Source organism: Trichocoleus sp. DQ-A3 (assembly GCF_039961975.1).
GTDB lineage: Bacteria > Cyanobacteriota > Cyanobacteriia > Cyanobacteriales > FACHB-T130 > FACHB-T130.
In genome coordinates this window covers 130,371-151,133 of the sequence record NZ_JAMPKC010000008.1, presented here as the reverse complement: position 1 = coordinate 151,133, position 20,763 = coordinate 130,371, and the positions used below count along the sequence as shown (strand labels likewise).

15 protein-coding genes are annotated in these 20,763 nt (G+C 47.2%); 7 read left to right on the top strand and 8 right to left on the bottom strand.

Annotated features, from left to right (window positions below; genetic code table 11):
- Nucleotides 1–129: 129 nt before the first annotated feature.
- Together NDI44_RS14855 and NDI44_RS14850 are read right to left on the bottom strand one after the other, a co-directional pair.
- Nucleotides 130–282, bottom strand: coding sequence for a hypothetical protein (locus NDI44_RS14855; RefSeq protein WP_190412239.1), 153 nt, complete (start codon nucleotides 280–282; stop codon nucleotides 130–132).
- A gap of 20 nt (nucleotides 283–302) precedes the next feature.
- Nucleotides 303–1,661, bottom strand: a complete 1,359-nt coding sequence (locus tag NDI44_RS14850) for an erythromycin esterase family protein (RefSeq protein ID WP_190412292.1) — start codon at nucleotides 1,659–1,661, stop codon at nucleotides 303–305.
- A 386-nt stretch (nucleotides 1,662–2,047) separates the two neighbouring features.
- Between NDI44_RS14850 and glpK the strand changes: the two genes are divergently transcribed.
- Entirely contained in the window at nucleotides 2,048–3,565 is a 1,518-nt protein-coding gene (gene glpK / locus NDI44_RS14845) for a glycerol kinase GlpK (protein WP_190412238.1), read from the top strand.
- A gap of 237 nt (nucleotides 3,566–3,802) precedes the next feature.
- Here the strand turns inward: glpK and NDI44_RS14840 are convergent, their stop codons facing one another.
- Nucleotides 3,803–4,585 carry an SAM-dependent chlorinase/fluorinase gene (locus NDI44_RS14840; protein ID WP_190412237.1) on the bottom strand — a complete coding sequence of 261 codons (783 nt, stop codon included), beginning with the start codon at nucleotides 4,583–4,585 and terminating at the stop codon, nucleotides 3,803–3,805.
- A 311-nt stretch (nucleotides 4,586–4,896) separates the two neighbouring features.
- On the opposite strand from NDI44_RS14840, the gene NDI44_RS14835 reads away from it, so the two are divergent.
- The 3 genes from NDI44_RS14835 (at nucleotide 4,897) to NDI44_RS14825 (ending at nucleotide 8,811) form a co-directional block, all read left to right on the top strand.
- Complete coding sequence (locus NDI44_RS14835; protein ID WP_190412236.1) at nucleotides 4,897–7,389, top strand: glycoside hydrolase family 15 protein; 2,493 nt, start codon at nucleotides 4,897–4,899, stop codon at nucleotides 7,387–7,389.
- 118 nt (nucleotides 7,390–7,507) lie between these two features.
- Nucleotides 7,508–8,233, top strand: a complete 726-nt coding sequence (locus NDI44_RS14830) for a pentapeptide repeat-containing protein (RefSeq protein WP_190412235.1) — start codon at nucleotides 7,508–7,510, stop codon at nucleotides 8,231–8,233.
- 11 nt (nucleotides 8,234–8,244) lie between these two features.
- Nucleotides 8,245–8,811 (top strand): DUF4126 domain-containing protein, encoded by a 567-nt coding sequence (locus NDI44_RS14825; protein ID WP_190412234.1) that lies wholly within the window; start codon nucleotides 8,245–8,247, stop codon nucleotides 8,809–8,811.
- Between the two features lie 248 nt (nucleotides 8,812–9,059).
- Here the strand turns inward: NDI44_RS14825 and NDI44_RS14820 are convergent, their stop codons facing one another.
- Together NDI44_RS14820 and NDI44_RS14815 are read right to left on the bottom strand one after the other, a co-directional pair.
- Complete coding sequence (locus NDI44_RS14820) at nucleotides 9,060–10,034, bottom strand: DUF6569 family protein (protein WP_190412233.1); 975 nt, start codon at nucleotides 10,032–10,034, stop codon at nucleotides 9,060–9,062.
- Nucleotides 10,016–11,419, bottom strand: coding sequence for a VWA domain-containing protein (locus tag NDI44_RS14815; RefSeq protein ID WP_190412232.1), 1,404 nt, complete (start codon nucleotides 11,417–11,419; stop codon nucleotides 10,016–10,018). Before NDI44_RS14815 ends, NDI44_RS14820 begins: the two co-directional genes overlap by 19 nt.
- A 389-nt stretch (nucleotides 11,420–11,808) precedes the next feature.
- Here NDI44_RS14815 and NDI44_RS14810 point away from each other — a divergent pair, with 389 nt between their 5' ends.
- Both NDI44_RS14810 and NDI44_RS14805 read left to right on the top strand, forming a co-directional pair.
- On the top strand, nucleotides 11,809–12,570 hold the full coding sequence (locus NDI44_RS14810; protein ID WP_190412231.1) for a Mut7-C RNAse domain-containing protein: 762 nt from the start codon (nucleotides 11,809–11,811) through the stop codon (nucleotides 12,568–12,570).
- Nucleotides 12,571–12,767: 197 nt separating this feature from the next.
- Entirely contained in the window at nucleotides 12,768–13,238 is a 471-nt protein-coding gene (locus NDI44_RS14805; protein WP_190412230.1) for a regulatory protein RecX, read from the top strand.
- Between the two features lie 486 nt (nucleotides 13,239–13,724).
- On the opposite strand, the gene NDI44_RS14800 is transcribed toward NDI44_RS14805, so the two are convergent.
- Together NDI44_RS14800 and NDI44_RS14795 are read right to left on the bottom strand one after the other, a co-directional pair.
- Nucleotides 13,725–14,273: a GAF domain-containing protein gene (locus NDI44_RS14800; protein WP_190412228.1), complete on the bottom strand. Its 549-nt coding sequence runs from the start codon at nucleotides 14,271–14,273 to the stop codon at nucleotides 13,725–13,727.
- Between the two features lie 12 nt (nucleotides 14,274–14,285).
- Nucleotides 14,286–17,582: an alpha-mannosidase gene (locus NDI44_RS14795; protein WP_190412227.1), complete on the bottom strand. Its 3,297-nt coding sequence runs from the start codon at nucleotides 17,580–17,582 to the stop codon at nucleotides 14,286–14,288.
- 67 nt (nucleotides 17,583–17,649) lie between these two features.
- Between NDI44_RS14795 and NDI44_RS14790 the strand changes: the two genes are divergently transcribed.
- The gene (locus NDI44_RS14790) at nucleotides 17,650–19,698 is read left to right on the top strand and encodes a hypothetical protein (protein ID WP_190412226.1); all 2,049 of its coding nucleotides are present in this window, start codon (nucleotides 17,650–17,652) and stop codon (nucleotides 19,696–19,698) included.
- Between the two features lie 58 nt (nucleotides 19,699–19,756).
- Here the strand turns inward: NDI44_RS14790 and NDI44_RS14785 are convergent, their stop codons facing one another.
- Nucleotides 19,757–20,707, bottom strand: coding sequence for a tetratricopeptide repeat protein (locus NDI44_RS14785; RefSeq protein WP_348235295.1), 951 nt, complete (start codon nucleotides 20,705–20,707; stop codon nucleotides 19,757–19,759).
- Nucleotides 20,708–20,763 lie beyond the last annotated feature (56 nt).

Below are 20,763 nucleotides of genomic sequence, written 5' to 3'. Positions count from 1 at the left end.
TTTTCCAAAAAACCTAACTAAATATATTACGTTTTAGCTAAGTCGCCGTGCTGGAGGAGAATTCCACGCTTAGAATGCGGTACCAAAGTCTCAGGGAGAAGCCGTCCCTGTTCGCGGGAAGAAGCCGATTCATAAATCTACGGTGGGGCCTAATAACTGGCTGTTTCCTCCATCTCCTCTTTCCTCGCCTTCTCTTGGAGACTCTACACGAACGGCATGGGTCACAGGAGTATTGTCAACAGCCGGGGTTTCATCCCGCTCCCCCTCGATCCGGTAGAGCATGGGACTTCCTGCGAGGCGAGTTAAAAACCAGAGGGAAAAGTCTCTGGCACTTCGTCTGTCTCCCATCCGGCACGCTCTAGTGGCTGCACTGCTTGGGTTTCGTCGAAGTGGATGATGGCGTCAAATTGGTCGGCTAGCCGTGCGTGGAAGTAATGGCTGCTCCGCTCGGTTTCGGGTCGATAGATGACACCGATCGCCCGTTCCAATCGAGGCTCCCGCAATCCTTTGATTGATGAGCCACTGTCGCGTAAGGGGAGCAGGAAGCGTGGCAAACCCGTATCGTGAAACAGCCCTTCATAACTGTCTGGGACTGCCGGACGGATGCGCTTGCGTTCGGCGGGTGCGTCCCAATTTGAGGCGGCGGTGACGGTTCCCGTGTAGGTGCTGAAGCCGACGAGTACCGCGTCGCGACCGTACTGTTCGCGTACCAGTTGACCGACATTCAGTTCGCCGTGTGCGCTCATGTCGGTGGCGCGGGCGTCACCGAGATGGGAGTTGTGCGCCCACAGAACGACCTTAGTGCGATCGCTTTGTTTGTCCAAATGAGCGACGAGGTGTTGCAGCGTTTCTGCCATGTGGCGATCGCGCAAATTCCACGACGATACCCGACCACGAAACATTGAGCGGTAGTATTCCTCGGCGTTCTTGACCAGTCGTGCGTTCTGTTCGGCAAAGAAAAATTCGTCCTCTGTCACGCGACCATCCCGATGGGCGTACTCGCTAGCACGATGTTGCAATTCTAGAAGTTGGTTGACAACTTGGCTCTCACAGGATTCCTCAACATCGAAGTTGGCGACATACCCGTAGGATTGAGCGTCTTCACCAAAGTCTTCAAAGCACGAGTAGCGGTGACGCGCCTGTTCTGCCGCCTCTGGGTCAATTTTGTCAAGGTAGTCGAGAACGGCGGCGATTGACTGGTGTAGGCTGTAGAGGTCAAGACCGTAGAAGCCAGTCTTAGTGGCATTTTCAGGGAGGGCGCTATTGTACTGGCGCAGCCAATCAATGAAGTTGACCACATCCGCGTTGCGCCACATCCACGCTGGGAAGCGTCCAAAACCAGAGAGTGCTTCGTTACTGGTGGTATCGTCGCTGACACCAGTGACGTAGCGGTTGACGCGGTAAGCATCGGGCCAATCGGCTTCGACAGCGATCGCTGTAAAGCCTTTTTCTTGAATCAGCCGCTTGGTAATTTCGGCTCGCGCTTGATAAAATTCATGGGTGCCGTGGGATGCCTCACCCAGCAGGACAAAGCGGGCATCGCCAACAAGTTCCATTAAGGGGTCGTAGTCCGAGGTGGCACCTGTGAGCGGGTGGGCAATCTGGCGCACGGTATCGGTTAGCTTAGTCTGAGTCGCGTTAGTCTGAGTCGCGTCGGGCATCGCTTTAGCCCTCCTTTCAAAAATTTGCTTGGGACAGCGATCGCTACTGGGTGAATATTGATGCGATCGCATTGGTGATGGGAACTGGTTCTTGGCAGACTCTTATACTTGTGCAAAATACTTGTGCAAAGTCTCAGAACGTGGAGAGTCTACTTCCAAACTAACTGCCATGATTTCTGCTAACTTCTACCCCAGGAAAGGCTCTAAGTGAAGTTAGTCTGTTATGAGGAATACAAAAAAGCCGAGAAACGTAAGCGTTGCACGCTCAAAGTCTGATGCGTGTAGCAGCGATCGCTTTCTTGGCATTCTTGGCAACGTTTAAGATCGAGACTTCGACTTAATTCGCACGTTGAAAAACTCTCAATCTATTACTAATAAAGCTTGCAATGACTGCATCGACTCCTGCCTACGTTCTCGCCCTAGACCTTGGTACTACTGGAAACCGAGCGATCTTATTTAATGCTGACGGGATGATTGTTAGCTCTGCTTACAAAGAACTCACGCAGTATTATCCCCAACCGGGTTGGTTAGAGCATGACCCCAGAGAAATTTGGCAAGATACTTGTTGGGCGATGCAGACTGTCTTGCAAAAGGCGGGTATCACTGCAAAAGATATTGCTGCGATTGGGTTAAGCGTGCAGCGAGAAACTTGCCTGTTGTGGGACAAAACCACGGGGCGACCTTTACATAATGCCATTGTCTGGCAAGACCGACGCACGGCACCCCTGTGCAATCAACTTGCAAGTCAAGGTCACGCAGCAGATATCTACGATCGCACGGGGTTAGTATTAGATGCCTACTTTTCTGCAACTAAATTAACTTGGTTGTTGGAGGACATTCAACGAGAATATTCCCCCATTGATTTAGAGAATGTTTTAGCAGGCACGATTGATACCTGGATTCTCTGGAACCTTACAGGCGGTGTGATTCACGCCACAGATGATAGTAACGCCAGCCGCACGATGTTGATGAATTTGACTTCGCGGGAGTGGGATCAGACGCTACTGAACTTATTTAAAATTCCGGTTCATTTGATGCCAAAAATTCAGCCAAGTTTAGGCTTATTTGGTTACACTCAGCCGGAATTCTTAGGCAGTGAAGTGCCAATTATGGCGATTTTGGGCGATCAACAAGCTTCATTATTTGCTCATGGTTGCGATCTCCCTGGCTTATTAAAATGTACCTATGGTACTGGCTGCTTCTTAGTTACGCATACCGGAGAAAAAATACAGCGATCGCGCAATCAACTCCTTTCGACTGTCGCGTGGACGCAGACAGGTAATGACGGAAAAATCCAAGTCGGTTATGGCATGGAAGGCAGTATATTTACCACTGGAGCCTGCATCCAATGGTTGCGGGATGGCATTAAACTCATTACTGCGGCTACGGATACAGAACGAATGGCGCAGCAGGTAGAGGATAACGGGGGTGTTTACTTCGTTCCGGCGTTGAGTGGTTTAGGTGCGCCGCACTGGGATATGAGTGCCAGGGGAGCATTTTTTGGGATTACGGGCGGAGTGCAGCGAGAACACATGGTCAGGGCGGTGCTGGAAGCGATCGCCTTCCAAGTCAAAGAAGTTGTACAGGCAATCAACCAAGATAGCGGTACCGACATTTCCCTGCTAAAAGTAGATGGCGGAGCTTGTCAAAATGACTTTTTAATGCAACTCCAAGCGGATGTTTTAGGAATACCAGTAGAACGTCCAGCCGTTCTCGATGCTTCTGCACAAGGTGCCGCTTTTGCTGCTGGTTTGGCAGTTAATTTTTGGCAAGATTACGCCACATTAACCGCGAGTCGTCAAATCGACCGAACTTTTCAACCCGGTGCAGGAGTCACCCAGGCACAGGCGAATTTTACAATGTGGCAAAAAGCAGTTGAAAGAGCGAAACATTGGGTAGAGTGAAGAGGACTGAGGGCTGAGGACTGAGGGAAGAGGACTTCTTGGTAAGATTATGTCGGTTTACCAATAATTCCTCGGCATTTGGAACCCCACCCCAACCCCTCCCCGCAAGCGGAGAGGGGCTATCAACTCTCCTATTGCCCGTAAAAATAAAAAACATTTATTCCGATTTCTTCTCCTTTTAGGAGGGGGCTAGGGAGAGGTTTCAATGGGACTATTTGCCCAATCCCAGAAAAATTGTCAGATAATCTCTATCTGCGTGCCAACTGACGGACGCTTGAAGGACTCCCAGGCATTGCCACCGCGTAAGAACAGTTCGATCCAGCGTGTTTCTTCGCCTTGGGCATTTGTCCAACCGCTGCTACCCGGTGCAAAGGCTAATTGTCCGGGTTCAACGGCAAAACTGCCATCGCTCATTGTCGCTTCTTTCTCGATGTCACCGATCCGCAAACGGATATTCGCGCGATCGCTCCCCTTGCTGGCATCATATTGAATCGTCGTTTTTAAGTTGCCATAGCCGTCAATATAGGCAATTCGATTCGACGGCACATCGGGGATATCCGAAGGCTCAATCTTATCCCCTAGCGCATCTGGTTGTCCCAGCGCGATCGCCGCCGCCGCTTGCGGAAACAAGTCACGGGAACGAAACTGCGAACCTTCCGCAGCAACAGCAGCCCAGCTCAATTCCGCTACATCGCGGACAAACGAGAAGGCATAGCCAGCATTGACTCCGATCACCCGCACACCCGTCGGGAGGCGTGCGAAAGCCAGACGTTCACCCGCATTCCCGACACGCGCCTGTTCATCGTCTTCGCGGGGCGCAACGTTGTGGTAAATAATAGTTCCCGCCGGGGCTTCATTCAAGCCTAACTGGGCGATACAGAAGCCAGCAGCCAGGGTGGCAAAAGCAGGCACGGGGGTAAGGATTGGCTCAGCATCCGGTAGATAGAACCTGATACGCTGCACGACTTCTGCAAAGGCGAGATCGCCAAAGCCGTAATCAGCGATGATATGAACTAACATAAAGTTTTTTTGCTACTTTTGCTCTTTGCAATTTCATCCTATCGACGGGCATTTTTGAATGCTTACCGCCTTGGTATGATTTCCGAGCGATCGCCAGAAACTATCGATGCGAATAAACCCGCACCCTTTAATTTATTTCCTATCAATATTTGTTTAACTTCTAAATTCTCTCTATACCTCTTCTCTCTGCGCCCTCTGCGCCTAAAGCGCTAACGCGCATGGCTTCGCTAAGGCGGTTCGCCAAACAATCAAATAAGATTGCTATATTCGACTAATCAAGTCAACTTCACCCAGTTATAAAGGCGAATTAATTGAAAAGGATTTATTGGTTTGCAATTGCCATTATTGTCATTTTGTTAACAATTTTTATCCTAGAAAGTAAAGTTTCTTTTCTAGGTGCCATGACCCAACAGGAAGCCTTTGGTCATCCCGGCACTTGTCCAACTTGGTCGCCTTCAACCCTCACCTTTCTCGGTACTGCCCAAAACCCAACTTCAAAAGTGTGGTTCACGGGTTTCGATGGCATCATTAGCCAGATATTTTATCCTTCGACTGACAAAGCAGCGACGGTAGATTGGCAGTTTTTAGTAGGCGATTCGGCAAAAACTTGGGTTGATGAAGAGAAGCAGGATACTATCAGCCAGGTTAGTTTGAATAATACGCGATCGCTGTCTTGGAAGATTACCAATACGGCGAAAAACGGCAAGTATCAAATCGACAAGACAATTTTCACCGACCCCAATCGCAATACTTTAATTCAGCAGGTAACATTCACCACACTCAGCGGAACGCTGGATAATTTTAATCTTTATACTTTGTATCATCCAGCTATTGACAATAACGGAAAAGCCACTACAGGTTACAGCACTACTTACAAGAATATTCAAATGCTGATTGCTAAAAATCCCACCAGCAATCAAGCATCGGCATTGGCGAGTTCTCTAGGTTTTAAAAAAGGCATGATGTCTTCTGGATTCGTCGGACGCAGCGACGGCTGGCAAGACCTCAAAGGCGGCGAAGTTGATAATACGATGAACTGGACTTATCAGAAGGCAACCAATGGCAACATTGCACAGATGGTAATGTTCGATCTCAGTCCTTATGCCAACCAGAAATCGGTCACTTTTAACCTGGTACTTGGCTTTGGCAACAGTGACAAAAACGCTGAATCGGAAGCCGCAGGAACCCTAAAAGATAATTTCTCTACGATGCTGTCCGGTTACAACGCGCAATGGAACAGCTACACCAATCATTTAAATACCTATGGTGGCACCGCAGATACTCAGTATTATGTTGCGGCAATGGTACTGAAGGCAGCGACTGACAAAGCATCGGGTGCGATGGTTGCAGGTTTGGGCAATCCGTGGGGGAACTCTAACTACTCAATTTGCACTCCATCCGGCATCGAAATGTCAGGCGGCTACCACCTGATTTGGCCTCGTGACTTGTATAAATTTGCCAGCGCCTTAATTGTTGCAGGCGACACGGCTACCCCCAAAAAAGCCTTGGATTGGTTGCTAAGCACTTTGCAACAACCAGATGGACATTTTCTTCAGAATGCCTTTGCGGATGGTACCCCTTACTGGAATGGCATTCAAATGGACGAGACGGCCTTCCCAATTATCTTGGCGTGGAAACTCGGTCGTACCGATGCAGACACCTATATCAAACACATCAAGCCAGCTGCTGATTATATTGTGAAAAATGGCCCAGTTACGGGGCAAGAACGTTGGGAAGAAAACGCAGGCTATTCTCCCGGCACCATTGCTGCGGAAATTGCGGGTTTAGTTTGTGCCGCAGATATCGCTAAAGCTAACGGTGACACAACCAGCGAGAAACGCTATTTGGCAACAGCAGACTACTGGCAAAGCATGGTAGAAAACTGGACGTTTACGACTAGCGGTTCGATTGGCAATGGCAAATATTTTGAACGCATTGATGATAATGGAAATCCCAACGACGGACACATTTTACACATTGGCAACGGTGGCGGCGATCGGGATGAACGGTCTATCGTTGACAGTAGCTTTTTAGAATTAGTGCGTCATGGAGTAAAAGCTGCAAATAATCCCTATATTCTCGCCTCCCTTCCGGCGATTGATTCCACCATTAAACAAACAATTCCCGGCAAAGGAGAGGGTTGGTTTCGCTACAATCACGACGGTTATGGAGAAACATCAACGGGTGCAGATTATACAGGTGCAGGAATCGGGCGTTTGTGGCCTATTTTCACCGGAGAACGGGGTCACTTTGCGATCGCGCGTGGTAACAAAGCAGACTCTTACCTGGCAACAATGCGTGCCTTTGCCAATCCTTCTTACATGATTTCCGAGCAAGTTTGGGATCTCAATGCACCCTCTGGTTATACTCCCGGAACTCCCACTAAATCAATGACTCCACTTTCCTGGTCGATGGGAGAATACATCGCGCTGCTGGCATCAAATTATACTGGCAAAGTAATGGATATGCCGGAGATTGTTTATCAGCGCTATGTTGTCAATTCATCCAAACCCCATGAAGGCAAAGTGGTAGATTATAACGAAGCTAATGCGAAACAAGGGTTAGCTTTAACGATTTATTACAAAGGGTTATTGACAAATTATGAACAAGTCAAACTGCACTGGGGATACAATAATTGGCAGCAAGTTACTGACAGCCTGATGATCCAGCGAGAGGATGGATTCTGGGAGACAACACTCTCTGTCCCTCCGGTAGGCACTACTTTAAATTTTGCTTTCACCGATGGAAATCATTGGGATAACAACGGGGGGAACAACTGGAATGAAACTATCTCACATTCTTAAATCTGAATATGTCTATTGATTGATGTCCGCTCCGGTTGTGTTAGCTAGGGTAATTAAAGGATATACAAAAGTTTTATCGATTTGAATGCCCCTTGAATAAAATTGCTTAAAACACCGGATGAAAGACTTAATCCGAAATCTATTATCATTCTCCAGCAACCGGATTAGTAGTTCTGGAGGCCGGGTAACGCAAGATATGCTCTTATTCGACTCCTTATATGCTGCCCAAGAAATTGCTTTTATCCTTGGCGGTGAATGGGATGGTTGTAATGGGGTGGTATTGCCTAAAAAAGACGAATTAGCTGTTAACACGGCGGCTAAATTAGTTGGAGCGCAATGGTGCTATTGTGAAGATAAAAGTGCCCTTTTAATCAGATTTGTTGCTGACGATCTGAAGCGGCGTTATGCAGCCGGAGAAAGGTATTTTATCAATGCGAACTTGAGAGGTGCTTGGCTTTGTGAGTGCTTGCTTAGCGAAGCAAATCTAAGTTGGGGAAAACTGAATTTAGCGAACTTAAGCAAAGCTAACCTCAGTAAAGCGGACTTAAGTGAGGCGGATTTGAAGGAAGCGAATTTGAGCGAAGCAAATCTGAGTGCAGCCAACCTAACGAGAACGAATCTAGCGAAGGCGAACTTGCATCTGGCAGATTTACGAGGGGCAAATTTGAGTAAAGCTTTCTTGAGTGAAGCGAACCTGAGTGAAGCTGATTTAAGGGGAGCAAATTTAGAACTTGCCGACTTAAGAGGCGCAGATTTGAGTGGAACGAACCTGAGTGGGGTCAACTTGAAAGATGCCAAGGTGATTGAAGCAGATTTGGCGAGAGCAACCCTATCGAATGATTGAATTTGAGTCGTATGGATACATTATTAAGCATTGCGATTGGCATTGGTTTGAGTGCAGCTTGTGGCTTTCGGATTTTTGTCCCGCCGCTCGTGATGAGCATGGCAGCACTTTTTGGACATCTGCCACTGGCACCGAATTTTGAGTGGATAGGAACTTATCCGGCATTAGTGACATTTGCGGTGGCGACTTGTGTTGAAATTGCCGCTTATTACATTCCGTGGATAGATAATTTGCTGGATCTCGTTTCTACACCAACTGCGATCGCAGTCGGCACATTCTTGACTGCTGCCATCTTTCCCCACGACGATCCTTTAGTTCAGTGGACAATCGCCGTGATTGCGGGTGGAGGTTCGGCGGGTATCGTGCAAGCCTTGACGGGTATGGTTCGCTTTTCTTCAACCGCACTCACCGGAGGATTCGGTAATGGGGTGGTTTCCACCCTGGAAGCAGGTGGTGCGATTATTTTATCCATCCTGGCGATTTGGTTGCCTGTGGTGACTGTCGCCTTGGTAGTCAGTGCTGGGATCTGGCTTTGGCGGAAAGGATATCTCAGGCTACCCAATCCCAAAGAGTCTTGAGCGGTGCAAAGGACATAATAATACCCCCTTCCCGGACAGGGAAGGGGGTTAAATTTTCTGTATAAAGTTTAGATAGGGCGGAAAATAACAGTTGGACAAGCGGTTAGCGCGGTAGCGTTTCTTAACCATGACTTGGAATCATCAAGTAAACGCCAATGCCTAACTCAGTTCCAACTGTAATGTATTGTAGTACAAATTGAGCGAATTGACAACTCAGTGCTTCTCTATCCTGTCAAGCGTTAACTTGATTAAATTGCTAAAGCAAACAACGAAGCATACACGAGTTGTCCAGACTCTTCGACCAACTGACCCGCAAAGTTTTTCCCTTTACAAGTATGCAGCCGCAGACTCAAGAAGCGTTCTTCTTCTTTGAGCTGAAATCTTTCAGCGGGTGTTTGACTTAGCCAATTGCTGACTTGTAACTGTTTTTCCTGACGGCTTTTGTGCAACTGCTGGCGCAGTTCTTGCAGATTGCTGGCTGCAAAAGGAAGCACGGGTTTGTCGCTTGCTTTTGCGTGCTTTTGGGCATACATTGCTGCCACACCATAGCAGAAGCAAACCAGAGGCATCCACACTTCCCGGAAGTAAGCCGCCGTGGGAGCAATTTCCACGCCAACTAACTGATTCCGAATCAAGAACAACGCCCCGGTTTGCTGGGGAAGCAATTCAAATCGGCTTTGATATTGCGTCAGAAAGGTGCGTTTTTTACTGAGAATTTGCTCTAAGTGACCGCGTTGAGGTAAATCAAACCGCTGATTTAGACGCTCAATTTCTTTCCAGAGTTTGCTGTAGTCTTCCTGACCCCGGAGTTTCAATGCTTGAAAGCGCAGTTGCAGGGGGAGAATGAAGAACCATTGTTCTCGACCTTCCAAATAACCGCCTTGACCGGATTGCACACAGCAGGCATCTTTAAACATGAGTTTCTGTCCCGCAGCAATAAATGCTGACCGACACAAAGCATGATTTTGGGCTTGGTCTTGGATATAACCCATGTGCAAGGGAACGATTGCCACACCCGTTGATGGGTTATGGAGTTCTACATTTCCATAGCCATGAACTCGACTGAGTTTCAACCCAGACAGGGGACTGGTAAATTGACCCGGACAATCTGGGCTGAAGATAGGGACTACAGTCATGGCTCCAGACTGTTGAGGAATTCCAAAATGATAAGGAGAGAGATCGACTTTGTCGGGAATTAATAACTCTAATGGCTGGTAGTCCATGTGGCTAACTCCTTTTCTTGGAATGTGAGTTTTTGGCGGAGGAATTCCTGCAAAGAAGCTTCGGTTTGCTTTGCACCCGCGATCCGAAGGCTGCGCGGTAGCGCAATCGCAAATAGCGAATTTAGTAAGTCTTCAAAATCGTCTTGATGCCAGAATTCTCTTTGGAGGAGATTAGGCGCAGGTCGTCTCAATTCCAAGTCATCCGACGCCGTAAACTTGCTATGACAGAAGACAATTGGGGTATGAATACCCAATTGCGGCAAGGTGGCGACAACTCTTTCCAAGTCTCCCGGATACATATTTTCATAACCATCAGAAACAATGGCGACTAAATCGGGGGACTCTTCTAAAGCATCCAGTAAAGCACCTGCTAAGTCGGTGTAACCTTCTGGCATGGGTAATTCGCCAACTCCCCCAAGCGTATGGACTTTGAGGTTCGCGCAGCATTTTTCGAGTACCAATTTCAGGGCGACTGACTGCGCTAAAGAACAGTATTCGCGATCGCCATAACTTCTTGTCGAAGCAGACGCATCCAACACTAAAGCCACTTGACCTGAAAATTTCGGCAGGTTTACCGCAGCTTGTTCGACATAATGCTGCAAAGCTGACATTAATTCTGGCGATTTTCCACCCCGATACAAATGCACCAAGGTTGCGGAAATATCACCGCGATTGGTTGCCGTTACTGTCTTGGGACGCTCTGTTTGTACTTCAAAGTGACGATATTGTTGATGAACGAGAGTATATTTAACTTCGCCTGCCGCAGGCATTAAACCTGTTCCCAGAGGAGAATGATACAGAAAAGGTAGAATGGCTTTCACCGATTCTGGATTATGGGCATAACGCAACAGATAGCGGCGCAAATCGCTTTTATCAACCGTTGCATCCGACAGCTTTTTCACAGAACCCCTCGCCACATTCTTCCCCAGCGCGTGTTCAATCGCATCCACAACCGCAGGACGACGGCGCAAAGCCATATCCTCAAATTGGGGATGATTGAGGATGTACTGGAGAATCGCCCTCGCGGTATGTTTGTGATTAGCTCGTACCCGTCGCAGTGCTAAAAAGACGGTCAAAACTTGGTCGGGGTGCAAAATTGCCAACAAGAAATTAATGACGCGATCGCTTGTTTGACGTGCTTCTTTCGACATCCCCACACGAGAGCGTTGCAGCAACTGAAACAAAATCCGCAGGCGCTGCCCCGTTGTAACATGAGTGATGAGAGCTAAAAGCGCATACAATTCTGGATTTTGTTCGTAAGCTTCCCGATGCAGAGATTCATCGCTCCAGCGTGGGGGTTGCCCGTTATAACGTAGGAGAAATGGCTCATTACAAGAGCGCAGATGCAGAATAATATTCAAGATGGCTGGTTGAGTTGCATCCATAATTTGACTCCTTGCATTACAAAGCTGGAGCGTATCCCCGCAGATGTTTAGGAACGCTCTGATTACTTTGATGAATTCCCCAGTGGCTTCAAGAACTCGACCACTTGCTTAAACGTACTACAAATATAATACAATTAATTGAGTTGCCACAAGAGGGCAACCAGCGATTGCAAGCATCTCACTTGTGAAAATTTGCAAAGACCTACAACTATCCCCCCGCAGGCAGGGGAAAGGTAAAGAAAAACTTTTTTTCATGGGGAAGTAGAATTTCAGGATTTCGGCTTCCCCGTACCTCCTCTATTCCCTCGCAAGTGGAGGAAGACAAGGAATAAATTTTATTTACGAGAGTTGAGGTGGGGTTCTGAACTACGGTGTATTAATTTCTCGATATGGCTAAAGCAGATTTTCATTTTTACGCAGAATTGAATGATTTCTTGCCACACAAAAAAAGGCACGTAACGATTACTCATGTTTTTGAGGAACGAGCCTCGATTAAGGACACAATCGAATCTTTGGGCGTCCCTCACCCGGAAGTGGATTATATCGAAGTCAACGGCAAACCCGTTGATTTTTCCTATATTGTGACTGATAGCGATCGCATCCATGTTTATCCAATTTCTGCGGCGACTGAAAAGACATCTAGCGTCTCTCTCGTTCGTCCTCAACCGCTACAATTTCCTCGTTTCGTTCTCGATATTCATTTAGGGAAACTAGCAACATCTTTACGAATGTTGGGCTTTGATACCCTGTATCGAAATGACTATGACGATCTAGAGTTAGCCCAAATTTCGGCATCTGAAGAACGAATTCTCTTGACTCGCGATAAGGGTCTATTGATGCGTAGTTTGGTAACACATGGATATTATGTCAGAGAAACTAATCCAGAGCGACAGGTGGGCGAGATAATGGGACGCTTTGCTCTAATTGAATTCGTCAAACCATTGCAACGATGTTTGCGTTGCAATGGTTTATTAGAACCTGTGGATAAGGAATCGATTCTTGACCAAGTGCCACCCAATATCCAACAATCTATTGATGAATTTAGCCGCTGTCGTGAATGCGATCGTGTTTATTGGAAAGGCACGCATTATGAACAAATGCAGCAATTTATCCAAGGAATAATTTTCTCGAAGCCAGTTGAATCGAATTGAGTATAAAAGCTGGCTTTTTGCGATTCGCATTGATTATTCCAAGGCAAATCTTAACAATTTATTTCATTCTTTAAATAATTATTTTTTGGGTATTTGTGCCTAGAAATATATTTTGAACATACATTATTCTAGACTGCCATACAACAATTAAACTTTTGTATGTGTTAAAATCAATAAACATAATAACTGTTTGATAAATGAGTTGCACTGACTATTTTTTTCGCCTGATCTCCCGCCGAGATTACAGTGCTTACGAACTTTTAAAGAAAGGACAATTAAAGGGGTTTGAGCCAAACGAAATCTCCGAGGCTATCAATTATTTGCAAGAGAGAGACTATCAATCCGACACGCGCTTAGTCGCCAACTTGATTGCCTACTCTCAAGGCAAATATGGGAAATCTATGGTAAGGCGCAAATGTATGGAAAAAGGGATTTCCTCCGAGGTATTCGAGCAAGTTTGGAACGAACAAATCGAAACAGAGGGAAGTGAGGAAACAGACGATCTGGATGGTTTAAAAACAAAGATCATGCGAAAGTATAAAATTGATGATTTTCAAATTATCGACCAAAAAACCAAAGCCAAGCTATTAAATTACTTGCAATATAGAGGCTTTAATGCTTTTGAAGTTTTGAAGCAATGGCAGAGACAACAAGTAGAAAATGAGTAACGGAGCGGTTTGGTAATTTGGTATTGCTAGATTATCTTAAAAACTTTTAATTTGCATTTTTTTATCACCTTTAGTTTGTATCTATATGAAAGATATTGTCACCTTGTTTTTTGGGTTGGGTATGGTGTTTAACGCCAGCTTATTTATTCCACAAGCCTTAAGGATTGTTCAAACTAAGAGTTCTAAAAATTTGTCTTTAATTACTTTTCTCGGTTTTAATTTTATTCAGCTTAATGGGGTTCTCTATGGGTATTATCGAAACGATTTGGTTTTAATGTATGGAAACTTAATTAGTTTTATGAGTTGTGCAAGTGTAACAATTTTGGCAATTATATACCGAGGTAAGGAACCTAAGTAAAGAGTAGGGGCGTATAATTCTACACCCCTACATTCAGGTTCATTTATATTCAGCTATGGAGACAAGCAATATTTAGTAGCGGCGCGATAAACCTTGTCTCTACATTTCGGTGTTAGTCGCTAGAGAATTTATCCCTTCGCAGGTATGGAAGACTTCGCTGCCAATATATAGGCAACAGCAAGGGGTGTTAATTTCTCTGTAACTGTGGTCATAATAGAGCGGTCTTCCGGCGTCCATACTCTAGGCTGACCAAAGATACAAGGTTGCAGAATTCCCCACAACAAATTATCTTTGCACAGGTGAGCGTGAACTAATGCTCGATGTCCAAATTCTTTTTGTTCAAAAGCTTTGTTAACGACTTCCGGATTCGCTGTCTCTACATCTTCGACAAAGACAGAAGGTTGTGTATGCAGTGCCGCAGCAAAAAGCGGATCTTCTTTTGGCAAAGATTCTGGTTCTTTCTTCCAGTCAGCGTCAAGAATGTTGGGATATTCTTGAGTGCGACGCCAGCAGTAAGGAACTTTACCGATGGAGGTATGGGGATCGCGCAGGTAGAGAAAAACGCGATCGCACTGCAAGACTTCACCCAAAGCTGGCACTAAGGCAGAAAACACAGCATCGGGTGTACTGTCATGGCTCAAAATTTTATCGAGAACTGGTGGTATTGGGTTGTTCATACGCTTATTTTCTCAGCCGTCTGTTCGTTTCACTACAAAACTAGCGATTTTCCAAGGCTGGATGCTAGCAATTTTTCCAGGAGCAAACATTTCCGGTGCCTCGATGGGGCGTTCTAACAGATCCACCGGGTGCGCGATCGCTAAATCCAAGTCGCTATTCAACTGCATCTGTGCCTCTTCCCCGTGACACTCATAACAGCGCAAAATCCACTGCTGCGAATTATCTTCTGACTGCTTCAACGCGATTAAAATCAGATTCTCAGCTTGCAAGTCTAACAATTGACCAACGGGGGGTAAGGACGAATTCTGTTCGCCTACCGATGGCAGCAGCATCACTTGGAGCGGTAAATTTAGCTCATAGCCTCGTCGCACAGTCTGCGCTGACTGCCAGCTACCTTGATGAGGATAGAGGGCGTAGGTGAATTGATGCCAACTTCGGTCTGCGTCTGGATCGGGCCAAGTAGAACCTCGTAACAAGGTGAGGCGTAATTGTGAGGGTTGGGCGTCGTAACCGTATTTACAATCATTTAGCAAACTGACCCCATAGTCATTGCCATAGTCATTTTCACTTAAATCTGCCCAATGCAAGGCAGGAACTTCCCATTTGGCGGTTTCTGCGGGTGTTTGAGGCTGAGTAGGACGCCCGTTAGCGTCTTGTGTGCTTCGCACAATCGCGCCGCAAGGAATTTCGTAGGTTGCAGAATCTGCTGTCAAGGTAAGTGGAAAAGCGGCTTTTACGAGTACGTGGCGTTCTTGCCAGTCTACAGTCGTGACGATTTTCAGTAGCGGCGAATCTGCTTGTAGTACATAATCTTGGCAAAATTTAGACTCGCCTAGCTGCCGCACAACGCGCAGACGAGTTTGCACCGCCCCCTGTTCTACCCATTCAATTGATTTTAGCTGGGTGGGAGGTAAGGGGTGTTGGGCATAGTTAGGGTCAATGTTCCAAGCATCCCAATATTGACCGCTATCTTGGAAGGCTTGGAGTTGATTTCCTCCGACTTGAGTGAGGATCTCTCGATGATTAATTTTGTCAAAAACACTGCTTAAATCACCTGTTTGAGAGTCAATGATTACCCGCAGTAAGTCATTTTCTAAGATGCAATTTTTTTCTCTATATCTGATATTATCTGCATAAGGCGCATTAGAATCCGGAAGGCTAATGCTAGGATGCCCGTATTCTTGCCTTTCTGGGGGTAATTTCTCTTGAGGATATAGATTTTGAGGACATAGCCAGAAGAGACGATAACCCACTGATGGGATATTCTCAGCGAGAAATAACAGCGTCGTGCCTTCAGAAAGCTGGGATGGTAGCAGTTTCCCTTCTAAGTTGTAAACTTGCCAGTGATGTCCAGACGCAGGTAAGAGGACGGTAACGACTTCCGAGCGCTGCCAGTTCAGGGAGTTGAAGACAATCACTGGGAGGGCGTCTGGTTGCGGCGGCGGGGGAAGGGCAATAGAAGCTGCGATCGCGCTTAAGGCTTGCTGTACTATTTCCGAACCCACCTGTTCTACCTCTTGCCAAGCCTGATTCGCATCTACAAAGACTTGGGGAATTGAGGAACCGGGGAGAATATCGTGAAATTGATTAAATAGTACCTTTTTCCAGGCAGATTCTAGCTTTTGCTTGGGATAAGCCGCACCGATGCTGATACTAGCCAAGGAAGCGAAAAGTTCTGCTTGGTACAGTAAGCCTTCACTGCGACGTTGAAAGCGCTTTTGATCGGCGTGGGTGGTGTAGCAACCCCGATGGAATTCTAGATAGAGTTCATCGTCCCAAACCGGGAACAGTCTTGAGTTTTGAGTTTCGTTGGAGTTGGGATTCTGAGTGCTAATCTGCTGCAAATAGCTCTCAGATGTAGTGAATTCTAGACGAGGAAAGAAGGGGGATTTTTCCCAACGATGGGCGACTTCCAACATATCACGGGTAGGGCCACCGCCATGATCGCCCACACCTGGAAGCCAAAGACTCTCTTTTAAACTGGTTTGGGTTTCCCAAACACAGGCATAAGACGCCATTTTAATCGGGTCAATGCCTTCACCAATCGGAGCAGACATGAGGCTGAAGATTAGGGAACCATCAAGCGATCGCCACCAAAATGTTTCATAGGGAAACTTTGTGGTGTCGTTCCAGCGCAATTTTTGGGTGACAAAGTATTCAATCCCAGCAGATTTCAGAAATTGGGGCAGCGTGGCACAAAAGCCAAAACTATCTGGCAACCAAGCGACTGTACTCAATTGCCCAAATTTTTCTAAGACGTAACGCTGACCATAGAGCAACTGGCGGACAATCGATTCGCCATTAATAATATTTAGTTCCGGTTCCACCCACATTCCGCCTACAACTTCCCAGCGTCCAGCAGCAACTTGTTGTTGAATGGCGGCAAATAAATCCGGGCAATGTTGCTCAATCCAAGCATAAAGTGCGGGTGTAGAATGGCAGAAAGTCAGGTTGGGAAATTCTTGTAGGAGTTTCAGAACCGATTTAAAAGTGCGTTGAGCCGCTTCCCAGGTGTCGCTGACAGGCCATAGCCAAGCCAAGTCTAAGTGAGCATGACCGAGCAAACAGATTTGAGATTTGAGATTTTGGATTTTAGATTCTGTTGACCCTAGCGTGTCGAGCAGGTTTTGACGGAGGGCGGAAAGCGATCGCTCAAACTTTTGTTCATCAGGCAGTGCTGTCCAGTCAATCTCAGCCACAGCATCTGCCAAGATATCCAGTTTTTCGGGTTCAAAGGTTTTTAAATACCGTTGTAAGACGGCTAACTCATCAGCGACAAAACCGGGTTCAATCCGATCGTCGGTGGTAAATTCGTATACGCAGAGCGATCGCACTAAAGCCCCATCATCATGTCCGGGACTGACCAGACGCAAGGCAACGGTAATCTCCTCACCCGGCGTGACAGACGGACTCAGCAGTACCCTCGTTGAGCAATCAAATAAATCTCCTGCTTGCACTTTGACGCCATTGACAAAAATTTGCGCGTCTTCTGCCCACCAAGTTAGCACCAGCCGCAACGCCAACCCCGATAAAGCATAACCTTGTAAATCTTGGGGAATCATCAATTTTTGACTAAGCCACAACACCTTTTGCCCTGCTTGCCAAGCAATATGTCCCCTCGCATTCAACTCCACAGATAACCAATCATTCCCGAAATCAGATTGGCGGACGGTATCTGCTGTCAGGTCTGCGGCACAGTAGCGCCAGCCAGTCTGAACGTTAACCTGAGTCATCGCAGAGAGTTTTTCAATCGCTTCGCTCAGGAGGCTGGATGAGGGCGTTACAAAAGGTGTCTTGGAATCGGTCATCTTTTCGATAAAATCAGGGCATCTACTATTTTTAGCAATTAGCAATTAACATTTAGCATTTAGCAAAATGTCCTCCCCTCCCAATGGTCGGTATAAAAGCAAATTATTTAATTTCCTCTCCCGAAAATCTCGCCAGTTGAAGGATGAGAGCGATCGCGCTGTGCGAAATCTGAAAGTCGCAGCGGTTTGGGGAGCGCAAATCCTCCTCTATCCGGTGTATCTGCTAGCTCAAACTTCCCAATTAGCGGGGCGTCAATTACAACAAGCGACGCAAGAAAAATTCCCACAATTACATTCTGGTAAAAAAGACCGAACAAAACGTCCTAACTCGCCGCCAACGCCGCCACCGACAGACGCGCCAATTCAGGAAGTGCTACGAGCGATCGCGGGTCAGGAAGAATCAGAATTCGCTTTAAATCCATCGGCAAATTCTGTTGCTACTTCTAGTAACAAAGCAGGAATTTTCAGTCAAGTTGCAGATGCGATTAATCGTGTCTCTACGACATATTTTGGATTCCAATTTTTCGATCGTAGCGCTGCGGGCGGATCGAGTCATTCAATCTCCCCAAATTTAACCCTTCCCCCGCTCAATCTCCCGGAAACTGTTGTCGTGCAAACGCTACAGCCCAAAGCGGCGGCGGGAACAAGTAGCGGAAAATCTTTGGCAGCGGCATTACGCAATCAAATTGTCGTTCGGGGAGTTGCGACACAACTCGCTACCCGTTCCGTGGTACTCGTCACCGCCGACAATCAAATTTTAGATATTCTTACCCCTGAACAACAGCAAAAATTACAACAGCGAATTCGTTGGGAATTGGCAAACTACTGGCGTCAGTGGCGGTTAGTGCAAGCGTCGGCGAAAGGAATTGCAGCACAACTTCGCCCTCCTGTCAATCAGCGCCATCTGTTACCACCCGTGCGTCTGTTCTGGGGAGTCATCGCTTGGGTGCAAAAAGGGCCGGTTGCGATCGCTGCCAATCTCTTCCAAGAATCAACGCTGGTGCGGTGGCAAGAAACAACACAAGAGCAAATGGGAACGCGATTGAGCGCCTCTAGAGAGGAAATCGGAAGTCTTCCACCCTTCGCAAACAAAGCCCTTCATCCTTCCTCCTCCTTACTGCTTCAGCCATTAATCTTCCTCGATCGGACGATGGTTGCAATCGAAGTCCGGCAAAAAGACTTTTTGGCAAAGCTGACACCCCATGCTGGGGAAATAGAGGCAAATGAGCGATCGCCTTTACAATCGCCTTTACAACGGATACAAGCTGTATTCAGCCAACCGATGCGACAACCGGCGTCTCCCGATGTTACAGATGCCCAAGCACACAATAATATCCAAGCACTAATTCAGGCAGCAATTGACTACTTTTTTGGCAGGCGCAACGGAAAATTACCTTGGGAATCTACCCCAGAAATCGATTCTGATTCCTACAGCCAAACGCATCAGATATCAGGTGGCGCTTCTGCCTCCTTATCATCTGCCCAAAGGAAGAATCCAGAATTAACCGCAACTGGTATTGCCGATCCCTGGCTGACCATGAATGATTTATTCGGGAAGCCAGATTCACCTACCAGCAAGCAGCCAGCCCCAACCGCCCCCCATCGACCTTTACCAAGAGTGGCAGGCAAAGCGCAACCGTCAGCTCATCTGCCGGGAAAGAAGAGCAGGACTGCCCTCCCCGGAGTCAGTCAGCCGGATCTGCCTGCTGAGGATTCTCTCTGGAAGTCGATTAAGCTTCGCCTGAGTTTCAAACAAACGCTTTTGACGCCCCGCAAACCCGCTGCGCCTGAGCAAATGGCGGCGCGTCCCACACAAACCCCTTCTACAACCAAAAAATCTCGCAAAAAAGACACTTCAGGCAAAATTACCAAAGCGCCAGCTTTCCAGACGCCAAGGATGGAAGCCGAAGGGGCGCTTTCAAATCTATCGCCTGCGATCGCTCGAAGCAACCGGACAAGCTTTGCCACCCATTCGCCAGACTGGATCGAGGCTGAGGTAACTCCAGCCGGATACGTCAAGCACCCCCTAGAGTATTTGCTGGAATGGCTGGATAAGGCGATGCTGTGGCTAGAGAATTTCTTCGTGAAAGTTTGGCGTTGGGTGAAGAAATTCTGAGGAGAGTAGGGGCGGAGACTCCCCGTTCCTACTTTCTTGTGTACCCTTTTCCTGCGGTCTAAATTGGCACATTAGATGCTTCGCAATTTTCCGAAGCAACAGCCAAATTATTTTGGATGGTCGCCCATTCGTGGGGACTCGCTTCGCGGGTATAGATTTCCGATGCTTGCCTATAGCACGCGATCGCTCGTTCTAGATTATCAGCGCGATTGCCCCGTATCCGGTCGCGGTAAGCATTGCCGAGATTATTTTGCGTCATTGCCCAATCTTGGGGAAAAGCTTGGCGGGTATAAATTTGCAATGCCTGTTCGTAACACGCGATCGCTCGTTCCAGACGATCGGCGCGTACCGCCATATCTTTGTCAGCCAAATCGTCCTGTATCCGATTGCGGTAAGCATTGCCCAGATTATTTTGCGTCATTGCCCAATCTTGGGGAAAAGCTTGGCGGGTAAAAACTGTAACCACGATCTCGTAGCCGGTGATGGCAATTTCTAAGTTTTTCTCCTTGTCTCCTAGGGGAAATTGCGCCATCAGGTTGCTGAATCCGCCGATTGTCGCCCCAATAAATTTTGCTTCTTGGGGTTCAACTTGCGGAAGAATTATCATTGCCCAATCGTGCAGTATCTCAGCCAGTTTCTCATTCAGTTGATCGAGATTTGCTTGTAACAGCGGATACACTACTTTGCGATCGCCATTGCTATCTGCGGTTGCTTGCAATACCTCCGTTAAGAATTGCAGAGGCGATTCGGGAATCCTCTTAACGACAGTGGGTGTCGATGATGAGTTACCCATTTCTGTAACCATCGGCGCTGCTACATTCCGCAACCACTCCGCCGCGTCTCCATCGCCCCGTTCTGCCAGCATTGCGGCTACCGCTTCCATTGTCTGCACCAACCCGGCATCAATGAGCGCTTGATTCGTCTGCAAAATGTCCATTTCCTCGCCACTAGAGGAACTGAGTAGCACTTGGATCAGATTGAGATAGGCTTCGAGACGTTCTTCTCTCATAGGGCGATTCATCTATCAATAGATGGATTTATTGTTGCCTAATTTCCCTCTGCACT